Origin of the sequence: Flagellimonas oceanensis, assembly GCF_003992595.1 — a bacterium.
Classification (GTDB): Bacteria; Bacteroidota; Bacteroidia; order Flavobacteriales; family Flavobacteriaceae; genus Flagellimonas; species Flagellimonas oceanensis.
Window position 1 is genome coordinate 86,548 of sequence record NZ_RZNA01000013.1, and the last position, 16,865, is coordinate 103,412.

The window sequence follows — 16,865 nt, forward strand, 5'->3', positions numbered from 1 at the left end:
CGGACAATTTGATCTTTAAATTAGGCCTCGACTTAAGTTTATCTTGAGCGAAGTCGAAAGACTCAACCTGACATCTTTTGTTTATGGGATTGGTAGGTTTAGTCAAATAAATTTTCATTTTACTTTTTTCAATATTCGAGCTTCTTGAGAAGTTGTTAAAATTTAATGGTCGATTTTGCGATAACGTCAATATTGACAAGGCTTTTTTATGGCATAGTCACAGCTTATCCGACCATAAGAAATACTAATTTTTAAGCTGGTAAAAGCCATAAAACCACCCTATTTTTGCTACTCGAAAATTAAAAAACATCCAATAAATGACTTTAGTAGGAAGAAAATTTCCAAGCATTGAAGTAAACGCCATCGACGAATTGGGCGATACGTTCAAAATCAACATTTTAGAGAAATCCAAAGCAGAAAACAAGAAAGTATTGTTGTTCTGGTACCCCAAAGATTTCACTTTTGTGTGTCCAACGGAGCTTTTTGCCTTTCAGCAAAATCTAAGTGAGTTTGAAAAGAGAAATACCATTGTTATCGGAGCTTCTTGTGATACTGCCGAAGTACATTTTGCGTGGTTGAACACTGAGAAGGACAACGGTGGAATTGAAGGGGTAACCTATCCTATCGTTTCTGATAGCAACAGAAATCTGGCCACTGCTTTGGGTATCTTGGATATCATGAAGGAAGACTACAACGAAGAAACAAATTCTGTTGTAGTTGAAGGTGACAACGTAACCTACAGAGCCACTTACTTGATCGATGAGGAAGGAACTGTATTCCACGAGAGCATCAACCACATGCCATTGGGTAGAAACGTAAAGGAATTTTTGCGTTTGGTGGATGCCTACACACACGTACAGGAAAAAGGAGAGGTTTGTCCAGCAAACTGGGAAGAAGGAAAAGAAGCAATGAATGCTGACAGAGCAGGTGTTTCCGATTACTTGGCTAATCACGTAAACTAAACACTATGGTTGTAGAATTGGACAAAGACAATTTAAGCGAGGTCATTGCCAACAATGACAACGTAGTGGTGCAGTACAGCGCATCTTGGTGCGGTAACTGCAGAATCATGAAGCCAAAGTTCAAAAAGGAAGCCTCTTTGAACGAGAACATAACCTTTGTAATGGTCGATGCCGAGAAATTTCCGGAATCCAGAAAGCTGGCCAACGTGGACAATTTGCCCACTTTCGCCGCATTTTCAAATGGATCTTTGAAAAATCAAGTGCAGACCAATAAATATGATGTTTTAAAAGACTTGATTCATGAAGTTGCCCATAATTAAACAATTGGTCAATTTTGCCGAGGAACACGACGAAGACTATCTGCAGGAGACTGCGGATACGTTGGAAAGTGTTTGCGAGGTTTCCAGTTTAAAGGATGAGGAACTGGATATGATCGGAGAATTGATTTCCAATATTTATGGAGCTCTCGAAGTATCCGGGGAAATCAAAAACGGAACACCCAAAAAAGAAGCCCTTAACGGTTTTATGTCAAGGGTGCTCGGCTCCATAGACAAGTAACTAACATTGTTGTAAACGTTAACATAAGAACCTTCCCATAGCAGACTTCGGGAAGGTTTTTTTAGTATTTTTGGTTCCGAATCAAAACTACTACTATGGCAACTGTTACACTAAAAGGAAATGAAATCCATACACTCGGAAACCTTCCTGAAAATGGCACCCAAGCGCCAAGCTTTACTTTAGTAAAAAACGATCTGTCCACTAGCAGTCTATCAGACTACAAAGGTCAAAAGGTCGTCCTTAATATTTTTCCAAGCATCGATACAGGCACTTGTGCACAATCCGTACGTCAATTTAACCAAGAAGCGGCGGAACTGGACAACACCGTAATATTATGCATCTCCAAAGACCTGCCTTTCGCACAAGCACGCTTTTGTGGCGCAGAGGGTATCGATAAAGTAGAAACCCTATCCGACTTTAGGGATGGTAACTTTGGCAAATCCTACCAGGTGGAGTTTACCGATGGTCCGTTGCAAGGGTTACTGTCACGATCGGTTGCAGTGGTCAACGAAAATGGGGAGGTCATCTATTCCGAACAGGTGTCGGAAACCGTGGACGAGCCCAATTACAAAGCAGCCCTTGAAGCATTGATGGATGCCTAAAGAATCTTTTTTAAGGAACAGGATCAAAAGTGTGGGATATGCCCTGAAGGGTATGTTTCTGCTGTTGCGTACGGAGCCCAGCATCAAAATCCAGTTTTTTATCGCATTGATCGTTACGGCTTTCGGCTTCTACTTTCAAATTTCCCATACCGAATGGTTACTGCAACTTTTGGCCATTGGTTTGGTTATGGGCATAGAGGGTGTAAACACGGCCATTGAAAAAATCTGCGACTATATCCAACCTAATCAGGATCCCAAAATCGGTTTGATAAAAGATATTTCCGCGGGAGCCGTTATGATAGTATCCGTCTTGGCAAGCATCGTTGGTTTGATCATCTACCTGCCCAAGATCTTTTAGTAAAATCCAAGACCCCGAGTAGCAACGTAAATTTGTAACTTAGCCCCGCTTAAAATTGATTGATGGCCAAAAAACGAACAAAATCCAAATCAAAAAAAACTACCAATTCTGCTAAAAAGAAGGTTTCTTTCAAGCCCTCCAAGCAGAACAAGATTATTTTTGGTAGCCTTTTGATTGTTCTCAGCATCGCGCTTTTCTTCTCTTTTATGTCATTTTATTTTACCTGGCAGGAAGATCAAAGTATGCTGTCCCAATTTGGGGACCGTAATGCCGAAGCCAGTAATTTGCTCAATAAATTCGGGGCCAATGTAAGCCACTTTTTTATGTACAAGGGCTTTGGGCTCGCCTCCTTTGTATTTCCATTTTTGTTGGCGGTTACCGGACTTTACCTGTTTCTTGGTTTAAATGGCAAACGATTGATCTCCAAATGGATTTGGGGCTTGGTCGGTGTTATCTGGGGATCTGTGGCCCTAGGTTTCTTCGCCGCTGATTTTCCATTGTTGGGTGGACTTATCGGTTATGAGATGAACGACTTTCTTCAGGACTACACGGGTAAAATTGGTGTGTTCTTGATTCTGATATTTGTTTTAATGGTTATTTTGGTACGACTCTTCAACTTTACACCAGAAGGATTTGCCAATTTCTTCAAAAAACAGAAGCAGAAAATCAAGTCGGACTTTAATGAAGAACCATCAACAAAAACCAAAGAAAGCCCTGTTGAAGGTGAAGAAGACACAGTGGTGTTGACCACGGAGGACAATGTTCCCGAAAAAGTAGACACCTATACCCATAAAAAAGATATTCCACCTTTGGATGAGGCTGGACTCGATGTGAATATTCCTGAGGAAGAGGAATCTGATATCGCCCTTAAAGTAGAAGAAACTCCCGTTGAAGAAGAGGAAACCGATGCCAAGGCTGCGAAACTTGTAGAAGATTTTGGGGAATTTGATCCGAAATTGGAATTGGGCAACTATAAATTCCCAACGTTGGACCTATTGGAGGCACATGGTGCTTCAGGAGGCATCACCATCAATCAAGAAGAGCTTGAGGAAAACAAAAATCGAATCGTAAGCACCCTCAAAAACTATAAAATCGGGATTGCCCAGATCAAAGCGACCATCGGGCCAACCGTAACCCTGTACGAAATCGTACCAGAAGCAGGTATCCGTATCTCCAAGATCAAAAACCTGGAAGATGACATTGCTTTGTCCTTAGCGGCACTGGGTATCCGTATCATCGCTCCTATACCAGGTAAAGGAACCGTAGGTATTGAGGTGCCGAACAAGAATGCAACGATTGTTTCCATGCGTTCGGTAATCGCCTCGAATAAATTTCAAAAAGCGGAGATGGAATTGCCGATTGCCTTCGGAAAGACCATTAGCAACGAAACATTTGTAGTGGACCTTGCAAAAATGCCCCATATGCTTATGGCAGGTGCAACAGGGCAGGGTAAATCGGTAGGGTTGAATGCGGTCATAACTTCCCTACTCTACAAAAAACATCCCGCTGAGGTCAAATTCATCTTGGTGGACCCCAAAAAGGTGGAATTGACCCTATACAACAAAATTGAGCGTCACTTTTTAGCCAAGTTGCCAGATTCCGATGAAGCCATCATTACAGACAATACCAAAGTGATCAATACGCTGAACTCGCTTTGTATTGAGATGGACAACCGATACGAATTGCTCAAATCTGCGATGGTACGTAATGTAAAGGAATACAACACCAAGTTCAAGGCTAGAAAGTTGAACCCGAACGATGGGCACAAATTCTTGCCCTATATTGTCTTGGTTATTGATGAGTTTGCCGATTTGATCATGACGGCTGGCAAGGAAGTGGAAACACCCATTGCCAGATTGGCACAATTGGCGCGTGCCATCGGAATTCACTTGATCATTGCCACGCAAAGACCATCGGTGAATGTGATTACAGGTATCATCAAAGCCAACTTCCCCGCAAGGATTGCCTTTAGGGTAACCTCTAAAATAGACTCCAGAACCATTTTGGATGCCCAGGGAGCTGACCAGCTTATTGGTCGCGGTGATATGCTCTATACACAAGGAAACGATGTGACGAGGCTGCAATGTGCCTTTGTGGACACACCGGAAGTTGCCAAAATCACCGATTATATTGGATCGCAACGCGCTTACCCTGAAGCACATGAACTGCCAGAGTATGTAGGTGAAGAATCTGGCACAAGTCTTGATAATGATATCGCTGACAGAGATGCCATGTTCCGGGAAGCTGCCGAGGTAATTGTTACCGCACAGCAAGGGTCGGCCTCTTTGATTCAACGAAAATTAAAACTGGGGTACAATAGGGCTGGTCGAATTATTGATCAGTTGGAAGCAGCCGGAATTGTAGGACCATTTGAAGGAAGTAAAGCACGACAGGTTTTGGTTCCCGATATGTATTCCCTAGATCAACTATTAGAAAATGAAGCAAAATAAGACCATGATCAAGAAAAGTATTCTTTTAATAGCATTGTTCGCCGTTGGATTATCTTCCTACGCACAAAACTCGGATAAGGCCAAAGCACTTTTGGACGAAGTGTACAACAAAGTACAGAGCTACGACAATATTTATATTGACTTCCAATCCACTTTGGAAAACACTGAGGCAGATTTAAAACAGGAAACCAACGGGAATGTGACCTTGGATGGTGAAAAATACCTGCTGAACTATTTTGGAGCTACACAACTTTATGATGGCAACAAAGTATACACCATAGTTCCTGAGAACGAAGAAGTGACCATCGAAGAGGTTAACGAAGATAACGACAATGTGAGTCCATCAAAAATGTTGACTTTCTACAAAACTGGGCACAATTACCAGTGGGACATTCTTCAAAATGTGGGCGGGAGAAAAATTCAATATGTCAAATTAATCCCGATTGATTCCAATACGGAGATTAAATCTGTTTTACTGGGGATTGATACGCAAACAAAACATATCTACAAGCTGATTCAAGCGGGAAACAATGGTACCAAAACAACCATTACCGTTAATTCTTTCAAAACCAATCAGCCCATATCAAGTACTCTGTTTACCTTTGACGAGAAAAAGTACGAGGACAAAGGGTACTACATTATAAGAAACTAGGCATTGAAAATACTTGATCAGTATATACTAAGAAGATTCCTTTACAACTTCTTCAGTTCCTTTTTCATCCTGATTGTCATATTCATCTTCCAAGGGATATGGCTGTTTATCGATGATTTGGCGGGAAAAGGACTGGGCATGGTCATTATTGGCAAGTTTATTTTCTACTTCATCCCTACCCTAGTGGACAAGGTATTGCCACTAACGGTACTCCTCTCCTCCATCCTTACCTTTGGTACATTTGCTGAAAATTATGAGTTCGCCGCCATGAAAGCCTCCGGGATATCCCTACAGCGTGGGATGCGTAGCTTGATCGTATTTGTACTATTTCTGGGAGTGGTCACTTTCTTTTTTGCCAATGATGTGATTCCGAAATCCGAACAAAAAATGTTCAACCTCAGGCGGAACATTGCCAAAGTAAAGCCCGCCGCTGCCATTACCGAAGGTGTTTTCAGTGATTTTGAAGGAACTGGGCAAGGTATGAACATCAAAGTGGACAAAAAGTACGGGGAGCAAGATCGTTTTTTGGACAATGTCATCATCCATAAAAAAACAAAACAGAACATCAACAATACCGTGATCAAGGCCAAATCAGGCGAATTGATCAGTAGCGAGGAATCGGATATTATCCAATTGGTCCTGAAAGATGGTCACTATTATGAGGATATCGTAAAAAAAGACGCCAGGGAACGACGAAAACAACCCTTCGCCAAGTCCAATTTTGAAACCTACACCATCAATATTGATATTTCGGAACTCAACAATCAAGACTTGGAAGAGGACCAAAATATCACGACCAACAAAATGAAAAATGTAGGGCGACTCATCAAGGATATCGATTCGCTTCGCGAAAACAACCTCGAAAAAGTAGCTGCATTTTCCAAGAATGTGGTAAGTCGCATGGGGGCTTTCCCTGTAAAGGTGCCAAAAGATACCACCAGGCAGGGTTTAGAACTCATTAAAGCCGATAACTTAAAAAATACTGATACCATCCAACGGGATTCCATAAAAACCATAGACCAGTTTTTGGAAAGTCTGGAACAATGGGAACAGATTCAGGTCATGAAGAAAGCCCAGAACGAAGTTTCCAGCATTATGAATACCGTTACCTCCAAAAAGCAAGAACTTCAGAGCAGGTACAAGTTCTATAACAGTCACATTTTATCATTGCATCAAAAATATGCACTTGCGCTTTCTTGCATTATTTTGTTTTTTGTGGGGGCACCATTGGGGGCCATTATCCGTAAAGGAGGACTGGGATTGCCCATGGTAGTTGCCATTATTCTGTTTTTGACTTATTACTTCATTGGGGTATTTGCGGGTAACTACGCCAAGGAAGGAAACATTCATCCAGCAATTGGAGCATGGCTTCCCACGATGATCATGTTGCCCTTGGGTATTTCACTGACAAGAAGAGCCACTGCCGATAAAGGATTAGTAGGGTTTGGTCATTTTATAGACCGTATCAAATTATTATTTAAAAAGAAAGATAAAGAAGCTGAGGGCCAATGATCGCCAAGGATAAAAAAATACAACTGAACGCCATAGAAGAAGCCATTGCCGACATTAGAGATGGTAAGGTAATTATTGTAGTGGATGATGAAAATAGGGAGAACGAAGGGGATTTTTTGGCTGCCGCAGAACTGATAACACCAGAGACCATCAATTTTATGGCTACTCATGGTCGAGGACTTATCTGTGCCCCGCTTACCGAAGGTAGATGTAAAGATCTAGGTCTCCATAAAATGGTAAATCACAATACCGACCCCCTTGAAACTGCTTTTACGGTTTCTGTAGATTTAAGAGGTAAAGGAGTTACTACGGGGATTTCGGCTGGCGACAGGGCAAAAACGGTGCTAGCCCTCACGGATAAGTCGACCAAAGCACATGAACTGGCTCGACCAGGTCACATTTTTCCTTTGATTGCCAAAGAAGGTGGTGTGCTTCGCCGTACAGGACATACCGAAGCAGCTATTGATTTTGCACGACTAGCTGGACTGGAACCTGCCGGAGTTATTGTGGAAATCATGAACGAAGATGGTTCTATGGCGCGCTTGCCCCAATTATTGGAGGTTGCCAAAAAGTTTGACTTAAAAATCGTTTCCATAGAAGATTTGATTGCTTATCGCATGGAACACGATAGTTTGATTGAGCTCAAGGAAGCATTTACCATCAACACCCGATTTGGGGAATTCAGATTGAGAGCCTACCAACAGACCACCAACGACCAAGTCCATATCGCGCTATTGAAAGGAAACTGGAAAACTGGGGAACCCGTACTCACTCGTATTAACTCCACCTTAGTAAACAATGATATGCTGGGAACTTTGACCAACAATCCCGATGAAGGTTTGCAGCGCATGTTCGATGCCTTGAACAAAGAGGAAAAAAGCGCCATGATCTTTATCAACCAGGGTAACCAATCCATGAACTTGCTGAGCAGATTGTCTGAGTTCAAAAAGCTTCAGGGCGAAGGAGTAACCAAAGCCCCCAAAGTGGAGATGGACAACAAGGACTTTGGTATTGGTGCGCAGATTCTACACGACATCAACATCTCCAAAATCCGTTTATTGACCAATTCCGGTCAAACCCGACGTGTGGGTATGGTGGGTTACGGACTTGAGATTGTGGAATATGTGAATTATTAGAGTACCGACTTGATAGCTTGTGCCATTTTCTTGGCACGCTCCACTACTTCCTCTTCCGACCACCCCAATTTAATGAGGCAAGAAATATTTCTCGACATCCATTGGTCCGATTCAGAGAAATCGGCTTTGCTATAATCGGGCAGTGACTCTTGTACATCTTTAGGAAGTTTTCCCAAGGATTTCATGGTAGTCAGATGCTCCCATTTTTTATAGTAGTGCCAATTGTTGTTGTACCAATAAAAACACCCGTCGACACCGGCATCACTTAATGCTTGATGCGCTTTTTGGGCAATGGTTTCATCCGGTAGAAAAAAGTTTAAAAAGGAATAGTTCTCCGCTCCCCCATCCGGAACCTTTCTAAAAACCACCTCGGGAATTTTGGATAAGGCTTCCCTTAAAATGGTATAGTTTCGTTTTTGAATCGCTAAAAATTCATCCAAGCGAGCGAGTTGAGCCACCCCAACCGCAGCGTTCATTTCGGAGATTCGAAAATTATATCCTAAAAACGGATGCTCTTCCGCTCCCCGATTATTTCCCACATGATCGTGACCGTGATCGGAATATTTATGGGCGTTTTCGTAATAATCCTGATTATTGGTAATCATGGCCCCACCTTCTCCACAGGTTATGGTTTTTACATAATCAAAAGAAAAGCACCCTAAGTCTCCGATACTACCCAATGGTTTCCCTTTGTAGGTACCTCCAATGGCTTGGCAAGCATCTTCGAGCAACAACAACCCATGTGCTTCACAAATTCTTTTGAGGGCGTCCAAATCAGCCATAGAGCCACACATATGGACAGGCATGACCACTTTTGTTTTTGGGGTAATGGCTTTTTCGACCGCTTCAGGTTTTAAAGTAAGGGTGTCATCAATATCAACTAAAATAGGAACTGCGCCCAGTGCCAAGATGGATTCAAAACTGGCCACAAAGGTAAAAGTGGGCATGATTACCTCGTCCCCCGCCCCAACACCAGCACTGGCCAAGGCTACCGTTAACGCTGCGGTACCACTACTCACCGCATGGGTATATCTGGACTGCATACGATGGGACAATCGCGCTTCAAGCTCCTTGGTTTTCCAATGTCCGTTGCGCATACCGTCGAACCCATATCGCATCAGGACCCCGGAGTCCATAACATCTTGTACCTCTTTTCTTTCCTTATCTCCAAAAAGTTCAAATCCTGGCATATTTAATTCTATTTAAAAGAACCATAGTTTGATGGCCATCAAAACCACGGCGATGACTAAAAATGTCTTTATAAATCCGTCTCCCTTTTTCACGGAGAACCTACTAGCAAACCAAGCTCCAGAACCATTGCCTATGGCTAGAACAAAGCCCAATTTCCAATCAATTTTATCGTTGAACGCGAAAACGGCCAAGGCGGCCAGCATATAGATGAAAACCACGGCTACTTTAGTGGCGTTGGACCTTACTAGGTTCATTTGATTAAAATAATGCAAGAACAACATCATTAAAAAACCAAGTCCAGCATTGATAAAACCTCCGTAGATACCAAAAAAGAAGAACACGATCAACGCTACCCAAAGATATTTGCCTGTGAGCCGTTCCTGTATCTCCTCTATCCGCATTTTAGGTTTAAAGATAATGATGAGCACCACCGCGATCATGACTATAGCCAAAATCCTATTGAAAGTTTCACCATCAATGTCCACCGCAATGAAGGCCCCGATGATGGCTCCCAAAAATGCCGAAATACCCAAATACACATTAAAAGGATAGGTAGAAATGCCCTTGCTCTTAAAACCTGCGGTCGCCATGGCGGTCTGAATCACAATGGCCACCCGATTGGTCCCGTTGGCCACAGCAGGCGGCAACCCCAAAAAAATAAGTGTCGGTAATGACAAAAGAGAACCACCTCCCGCCACTGTATTAATAAATCCCACTGCAAAACCAACAGTGATCAGCAGTAAATAATGGTACCATTCGAGCATAAAAACAAAGGTATGACCATTGTTTCGAAAGGGCATACTGATTTTACAAACTTTTATTTGGTTGATGTAAAATGAATTGGACCAGTGAATTGGACAATAATGCAAAAAGGTCTTTTGGGATAAGAAAAAGCTTTATATATTTGCACCCGCTTAGGAGGAATGGCAGAGTGGTCGAATGCGGCAGTCTTGAAAACTGTTGAGGGTCACACCTCCGGGGGTTCGAATCCCTCTTCCTCCGCTGAGAGACATTATCTCAAAACAAGGAACCCTGTAAATTATTGATTTACAGGGTTTTTATTTTTTTTGATATCAAATGGTATCATTTGGAATCAACCTGATAGGTGTCTAATTCGGTGTCCCCTCCAATCTTTCCAAAAAGGGACACCTAATAACAATTAAAATATTGTTAATCAGAGTTTTACAAGGATTACTATTTGATATTTTTTTTCTAATTTCAAGGAAAATAATGTTAAAATAGGTGTCCCTTTTATGCTATCTCTCTTATTCTATATCAAAAAGCACAAAACCGACAAAGTAGGTCGGGCAATGATCTATATCAGAATCACGGTAAATGGAAAGCGTTCAGAATTTAGCACTGGACGTAAAATTCACCCCAATTCATGGGATGCTTCCAATGGCAAGGTATTGGGATTCTCCCAAGAGGTTCGCCAATTGAATTCCCATTTGATGAAAATACGCACTGACCTATTTCGGCATGCAGATAGATTAAAAGATCAAGGGAAGCCATTGACCGCAGTATCCCTTAAGGAATCATACTTAGGTCTGGATAAGCCTTGCAAGATGCTACTGGAAATCTTTCAAGAGCATAATGACAGGGTTGATAAACTGGTTGGACAAGATTTCGCTGCCGGCACAGCAGAACGGTACAGAACAGCAAAAAATCATTTGGCAGAGTACTTACAGAATGAACTTCGTAAAAAAGATATTCCCGTAATGGATGTGGATCACTCTTTTATTTCAGGTTTTGAATACTACTTAAAGACCAAAAGAAAATGCAGCCACAATACTGCAATCAAATATGTTGTGAATTTCAAAAAAATCATACGGATTGCCTATGCCAATGGTTGGATAGTAAAAGACCCCTTCAGCAATTGGAAAGCACGATTAAAAATTGTGGACAGGGAATTTTTGACCGATGAAGAACTTCAACGTTTAATGGATCATCCTTTCATAAATGAACGATTGGAGCACGTTAGGGATTGTTTCGTTTTTTGTTGCTTTACCGGACTGGCCTATGCCGATGTAAAAAAGCTGACACATGACGATTTTGTTATTGGGATTGATGGAGATCTTTGGATAAATACGAAACGAACCAAGACAAAAACCAAAAGCAATATTCCTGTTTTGCCAACTGCATTGATGATTCTTGAAAAATATGAGCATAGCCCCTTACTTGTCGACAAAAAGGTTCTCCCAGTATTGACCAATCAAAAGATGAACGCCTATCTCAAAGAAATAGCTGACCTTAGTGGCATTAAAAAACATTTGACCACCCACTTGGCCAGACATACTTTTGCGACTACCGTAACGTTGTCCAATGGTGTCTCAATTGAATCCGTTAGTAAGATGTTAGGTCACAAATCCCTTCGAACTACACAGCACTACGCAAAAATCTTGAATCGTAAAGTAAGTGAGGATATGCAGCTACTGAAAAAGAAACTGAGTTTCCAAGAGAAAGTTAAAGCCAAAAATATCTAAAATACTTTTTAAGTTGCCATTTTTGATGTCCCATACCGTTGGGACACCCTCAACTGCCTGCTAATGCTGATTTCCTGACTTTTTCATTCAATTCACTGGGACAGTCAATGTCCTATTTTTTAAGGAACCCAAAGATTGTATTGGTATGACTAAGGAGTGGTGAAAAAGTTAAATGTTATGGCGCAATTGTATACTCAAAAATGTGTAGCCGCCCCACTTTAAAATTCTGGTTCGAAATGTATCCCGACTACCTGAAATACCTATTTTTATTGGGTATTACATATCTCTGTCCACTTTTTATTTCATGTGATTTCACAACAATTCTAGTTACAATAAAACATGACAAACTTTATTGGAAAAACAATGATTCACAACTCTGATATAATGGCCGAAGGTCGCCACGAATTTCCATTTTTGGAAAATCGAAGAGCAAGACGACAACATGCTAAAGCAGCGTTGTTTCATTTAATTTATTGACCTTGAATTATTTACGTTTTACAGTTACCTATTTAAAGAAACCCTAATGGGACAATACCATCTCGGACACCCCAAAAACCTTGACAATGTACTGGGACATTAAAGACAAGGTCTGGTTCTTTTGAATTTAAATTATCTATTCAACAAAGCGTTTAGAATAAAATGCCCTACTTTTTGCCCCAATCTTACCAAAACTTTTGCACACGGATCCTATTTCAATTTTATAGTGTTCGGGTAGATAAGCGTTTATTAAAATTGGAATAGGGTGCATCAACCTATCAAGAAAATGATTTCCTAACTTAAACAATTAAATCCCTACTAAGGATTAGTTCTTTTTCTCGGTGTAACTGTAACCTTACCTAAAAATACAATTTCTTGTCCACAATTTTTTAGTATGAGCTTCCTCCGCCACCACCACCAGAAACAATCGTTTTAGCATCTTCTGCTTCGGGTGTCTTGACAGTTTCACTAATCTTTTCTAAAGGTTTTTTGACTGTAAATGTTTCCACCTTTGCATTTTCTCGATAGAAGTAAATTCCATTGTCAAACAGTATTTTAAAATACTTGTTTTCGTCAATTGGATTATCTGTTGGACTTAGCCACCCTTTTTTTATCGATTCATATGTGAACAACCAATTTTCGTTCATTAAAGATTCTTCTGTAAGTTCAGGTAAAAGTCCATCCGTACTCACAGTCGCATTTATCAAGTTCCTATTTTTTAAATCCATTGCAATTAGCATAGAGACATAGTCGTTTGAGGCAAAAATCTTTTCTGCCATCATGTTTTTTAATTTAATTGAGAATTCAACGCACATCCACAATGCCCAAGCTACCTCGTAGTTATTTCCTTTGGGTAAATGGTTCTCAATTATTTTCTCAACTATGCTCTTAATTTTTCTTTTGGATATTCTGCTAATATTCGATGCCAAAATCTCCGTTACTACTGGTAAGGTTCGAGGTTCAGATATTCCGATTTTCAAAATCAACGATTCGTAGGTATCCCAATTTTCATCAAATAGTTTTAAGTATTTTAAAACTTGAATTGAGAAGAGCAGCACAGAGTCTTTTGGATTTTCATTTGAATGAATTAGAGAAAGACTAACAAATCTTTCTATGTCTGTTAATTGTGATTTAGCCTTTTTTCTAAATGTAAACGAGCCTAATTCAATTGACCATCTGCTGTCGAATGCAAAAGGTGCTTTGGAAATTTTTGTTTTTTCTTCATTTATATCAAGCTGGTATTCAGTCAAAAGCGATTGAATAAACTTAAATGCTTTTTCCGCTTCTGCGTAACTATCGCAGTACAGGAAATAATCATCTATGAATCTAAATGCTTTTAGATTTTTAAGCTTTAATTGAATTTGTTCATCCATCAAGCAGGTAATAATTTCTGCAATTACCAAAGATGTGTCAGGTCCAACAGGAATTCCTACCGTTTGTCCTGAATTAAGACTTCTTAAATCTTTATCCAACGCGTTTCCAAGCATTGTTATATCAGTTCTATTAGCTTTGGCTACGGACTTCGTATGAACTAACCAAGGAATTGAATGAGTGTAAACTGTCCCATAGAATCTTGAAACATCAGTTTTTACTTCATAAAGATTATCGAATGATTCTCTTAAACGTCTTCTTTTAAATTCACCAAAATCCTTTTTTGAAATTAAAGCCCTTTTGTTACTTGGGTCTTTTATTGGAGAACTAGATGAAATTGTTGATTTCTTAAATATGTCTTCGATTTCAGTCCACCTATCGGCAATTGTTTTAGATAATTTCGATTGATGTAAAGGATTGGGAATGTTGATAATTCTCCGTGACAACTGAACTTTGGGAATAGAGAACAAAACCCATTTCGATTCCGAATATTTTAGCTTTTCCGGTCTTCCAAATGAACTCGAAATAGAATTCCATTGAGTGTTAATAGCATCTATTTTGTCGGAAAAAGTTTTGCTTTCAAAAGGTGGAGGTAGCTCTTTTGGAAAATATCCTGATTTAAGCAGTTCTTTTTCGGTCATAATTTTTGTCTTTCAAATTGTGGGGAATGGTATTGGGTATGAAACGTTGGACTCTATGAAGCACTCAACTACCAGAGCGAAACCATAATTGTTATGATACGAAAACTTTTGGAAACCACTGTCTGGTCTATGCCTTATATTTTTTATCACCACTTGCTATTTCTCATTTTTTACATCATCTTTCTTCGGAAATTCATAGTTAACGTCTCCTTTGATTCCATAGAAATATAAATATTGCCCGTGAGCAGTTATTTGTAGGTGAGTTCCCCATTGCTGAGCGATACCTGCTGAAATGAGAAATGCTACATTATCATCAAATTGAGAGTATCCACGATAGAAGGGTTCTTTTTCTTCTGATATTTCGTCAAGGAAAGATATTACTGTTAAGTTTAACCTTTCAACACAATGACATAGACTTAAAAATCCTACCCAATCAAATTTTCCGTTTATATGGGATGCAAATAGATTAGCTAAAATTTTGGATTTCTCGATTTCTAAAACTCGTTCATTTAGAATCATAATTTGTTCTACAACAGAGTCTCGATATTTTTTTTCGCTGTCAAATTTTTTTTGAAAACCTTTAACTGTAGTATCATCAAGTTTGGAAGAATGAAATTCCTTTAAAAAGGTTAGGAGCTTTTTGGCAAAATGTATTTCTCTTATTTTCATTCCGCCTTTCAGAATTCCCACTATTGATTTAACAACAGGTATTTCCTTAATGGCATCGTTGTCTAAAAACGAATCTAAGGCCAATTCAGCATAGTCAACCGTCAAGTCCAAAGCAGGCGAAGTTAGACCGTCTCGAACTACTTTTTCAATTGATTTTTCCGATTTATTATCTGATTCCATTTTGTTGTTTTAACGTCTAGGTTATGAATAGTTACCTAGTTTAGCATTTAACTTAGTGAGACATACCAAACCTGCATGTCGGCAGGCATGCGAGTATTTTCAGAAACAGACGAGAACAACCAATTAATTCTGTTTAGTGTTGTAAAAAATGCTTTAAACATATTCTTTGTTTCTTAAAAATTCCATTAATTTTTCAAGTTCCACAAAACAATTTTTAGCCAACTCATTCATATGTTCGGTTTCCTTTTTGATTCTTTCACGCGGGTGAACTTCTGGATTTTCTTTAAAAGGTATTAGCCAATCTCCACGCCCATAAACTCTTTTAGAACTGTAATCAGTAAAATCATCGAGTTTGGATAAGAAACAACCAATTAGATTATTTACTTTATCATTCGATGTTTTATATCTGTAGATACCCCGATCTTTAGGACAGTTTCTCTACAAAACTAATATAATTCAAGCCGCTCTCTTAAATAGATCGATAGGTCTTTCATAGTCGATGGACTGGTGTCTTCTTTCATGGTTGTAATAATCAAAGTACTCTGCCAATAACAGATAAAGGTCCATACCGTCCCTTGGAGGGTTCAGGTATATCTTCTCGTATTTTACATTCCTCCATAGCCTTTCGATAAAGGCATTGTCCGTGGCCCTTCCCTTACCGTCCATGCTCAGGCGTATTCCCTGGCCCAAAACATAATTGGCGAACTCCTCGGCGGTGAACTGGCTCCCCTGGTCCGTATTGAGGATCTCAGGTGTCCCGTGCTCACCTATGGCCTCTTCCAATGTTTCCCTGCACCATTGGGCATCCATGGAATTGGACACGCTCCAGTTCAGGACATAGCGGCTGTGCAGGTCGATGATGGCCACCAGGTAGAGATATCCCTGTTGCATGGGGATATAGGTGATGTCGGTTGCCCATACCTGATTGGGCCTGTCAACTGTCAGGTTGCGTAGCAGGTAGGGATACGTTTTGTGGTCCTTGCACCTTCGGGAGGTGTGCTTTCCCGGAAGTACCGCCCTAAGCCCCATTACCTTGTAATAGAGCCGTTCGATCCGGTTCCTGCTCACTTTATAGCCTTTGTCTTTGGTCAGCCAGATGTGCATCCGCTTGGCCCCTTTGAAAGGGTGGTGGAGATAATGTTCGTCCATCTCCCGCATGAGCTTCAGGTTCAGTTCGGTCTCGCCCCTGGGCTTATAGTACAGCCCGGAACGATGGACCGACAATGTTTCGCATTGTTTTACAATGCTCATCTTGGAATGACCCTTGCGTATCATTTTTCTGCGTTCGGAGAGTGGTCTCAGCGCAAGGCGTCCTTTAAAAAATCGTTCTCGACCTTCAACTGGCCTATGGCCTTTAGAAGTTTGTCCTTCTCCCTTTCGGTCTCGCTGCGGGCATCCTTCTTGCCCGATTCGAACACCTGCTCGGCCCCATCGAGGAAATCGCGCTTCCATGCGCTGATCTGGGTCGGGTGTATCTCGTACTTCTGGGCAAGTTCGGCAAGGCTATGCCGCTCTTTCAAGGCTTCCAATACCACCTTGGTCTTGAACTTCGGGGTAAACTTTCTTCGTGTCATATTCAGTAAATTTAATGATTAAACTTACTGCCCTAATTTTTGGGGTATC

The 16,865-nt window shown here is 40.6% G+C and carries 16 protein-coding genes and 1 tRNA gene; 11 read left to right on the top strand and 6 right to left on the bottom strand.

Going from position 1 to position 16,865, the window contains the following annotated elements:
- Positions 1 to 317: 317 nt before the first annotated feature.
- From EO132_RS04395 to ribB, 9 genes are all read left to right on the top strand, one after another.
- Positions 318 to 962 (top strand): peroxiredoxin, encoded by a 645-nt coding sequence (locus tag EO132_RS04395; RefSeq protein WP_127136765.1) that lies wholly within the window; start codon positions 318 to 320, stop codon positions 960 to 962.
- Between the two features lie 5 nt (positions 963 to 967).
- Complete coding sequence (locus EO132_RS04400) at positions 968 to 1,282, top strand: thioredoxin family protein (protein WP_127136766.1); 315 nt, start codon at positions 968 to 970, stop codon at positions 1,280 to 1,282.
- Complete coding sequence (locus tag EO132_RS04405) at positions 1,263 to 1,520, top strand: DUF6952 family protein (RefSeq protein WP_127136767.1); 258 nt, start codon at positions 1,263 to 1,265, stop codon at positions 1,518 to 1,520. Before EO132_RS04400 ends, EO132_RS04405 begins: the two co-directional genes overlap by 20 nt.
- A gap of 95 nt (positions 1,521 to 1,615) precedes the next feature.
- Complete coding sequence (tpx, locus tag EO132_RS04410) at positions 1,616 to 2,122, top strand: thiol peroxidase (RefSeq protein WP_127136768.1); 507 nt, start codon at positions 1,616 to 1,618, stop codon at positions 2,120 to 2,122.
- Entirely contained in the window at positions 2,115 to 2,480 is a 366-nt protein-coding gene (locus EO132_RS04415; RefSeq protein ID WP_127136769.1) for a diacylglycerol kinase family protein, read from the top strand. The genes tpx and EO132_RS04415 overlap by 8 nt, the downstream gene beginning before the upstream one ends.
- A gap of 62 nt (positions 2,481 to 2,542) precedes the next feature.
- The gene (locus EO132_RS04420; RefSeq protein ID WP_127136770.1) at positions 2,543 to 4,930 is read left to right on the top strand and encodes a DNA translocase FtsK; all 2,388 of its coding nucleotides are present in this window, start codon (positions 2,543 to 2,545) and stop codon (positions 4,928 to 4,930) included.
- The gene (gene lolA1, locus EO132_RS04425) at positions 4,917 to 5,582 is read left to right on the top strand and encodes an outer membrane lipoprotein periplasmic chaperone LolA1 (protein ID WP_417935837.1); all 666 of its coding nucleotides are present in this window, start codon (positions 4,917 to 4,919) and stop codon (positions 5,580 to 5,582) included. The genes EO132_RS04420 and lolA1 overlap by 14 nt, the downstream gene beginning before the upstream one ends.
- Positions 5,583 to 5,585: 3 nt before the next feature.
- Entirely contained in the window at positions 5,586 to 7,094 is a 1,509-nt protein-coding gene (locus tag EO132_RS04430; RefSeq protein ID WP_127136771.1) for an LptF/LptG family permease, read from the top strand.
- Positions 7,091 to 8,230 carry a 3,4-dihydroxy-2-butanone-4-phosphate synthase gene (gene ribB, locus EO132_RS04435; protein ID WP_127136772.1) on the top strand — a complete coding sequence of 380 codons (1,140 nt, stop codon included), beginning with the start codon at positions 7,091 to 7,093 and terminating at the stop codon, positions 8,228 to 8,230. The genes EO132_RS04430 and ribB overlap by 4 nt, the downstream gene beginning before the upstream one ends.
- On the opposite strand, the gene EO132_RS04440 is transcribed toward ribB, so the two are convergent.
- On the bottom strand, positions 8,227 to 9,420 hold the full coding sequence (locus EO132_RS04440; protein WP_127136773.1) for a DegT/DnrJ/EryC1/StrS family aminotransferase: 1,194 nt from the start codon (positions 9,418 to 9,420) through the stop codon (positions 8,227 to 8,229). The two genes, ribB and EO132_RS04440, sit on opposite strands and share 4 nt — an antisense overlap.
- 12 nt (positions 9,421 to 9,432) lie before the next feature.
- A complete protein-coding gene (locus EO132_RS04445) occupies positions 9,433 to 10,185 on the bottom strand; it encodes a sulfite exporter TauE/SafE family protein (protein WP_127136783.1) in 753 nt (250 codons plus the stop codon).
- A gap of 153 nt (positions 10,186 to 10,338) precedes the next feature.
- On the opposite strand from EO132_RS04445, the gene EO132_RS04450 reads away from it, so the two are divergent.
- Positions 10,339 to 10,423: transfer RNA gene (locus EO132_RS04450), tRNA-Ser, on the top strand.
- Between the two features lie 251 nt (positions 10,424 to 10,674).
- Complete coding sequence (locus tag EO132_RS04455; RefSeq protein WP_127136774.1) at positions 10,675 to 11,904, top strand: site-specific integrase; 1,230 nt, start codon at positions 10,675 to 10,677, stop codon at positions 11,902 to 11,904.
- 866 nt (positions 11,905 to 12,770) lie between these two features.
- Here the strand turns inward: EO132_RS04455 and EO132_RS04460 are convergent.
- The 4 genes from EO132_RS04460 to EO132_RS04475 all read right to left on the bottom strand — a co-directional run bounded on the left by EO132_RS04460 (position 12,771) and on the right by EO132_RS04475 (position 16,816).
- The gene (locus EO132_RS04460) at positions 12,771 to 14,393 is read right to left on the bottom strand and encodes an RNA-directed DNA polymerase (protein ID WP_127136775.1); all 1,623 of its coding nucleotides are present in this window, start codon (positions 14,391 to 14,393) and stop codon (positions 12,771 to 12,773) included.
- A gap of 156 nt (positions 14,394 to 14,549) precedes the next feature.
- On the bottom strand, positions 14,550 to 15,242 hold the full coding sequence (locus tag EO132_RS04465) for a hypothetical protein (protein WP_127136776.1): 693 nt from the start codon (positions 15,240 to 15,242) through the stop codon (positions 14,550 to 14,552).
- A gap of 456 nt (positions 15,243 to 15,698) precedes the next feature.
- Positions 15,699 to 16,517, bottom strand: coding sequence for an IS3 family transposase (locus tag EO132_RS04470; RefSeq protein WP_127136440.1), 819 nt, complete (start codon positions 16,515 to 16,517; stop codon positions 15,699 to 15,701).
- Positions 16,518 to 16,540: 23 nt separating this feature from the next.
- Positions 16,541 to 16,816: a transposase gene (locus tag EO132_RS04475; RefSeq protein ID WP_072882405.1), complete on the bottom strand. Its 276-nt coding sequence runs from the start codon at positions 16,814 to 16,816 to the stop codon at positions 16,541 to 16,543.
- Positions 16,817 to 16,865: the final 49 nt, after the last annotated feature.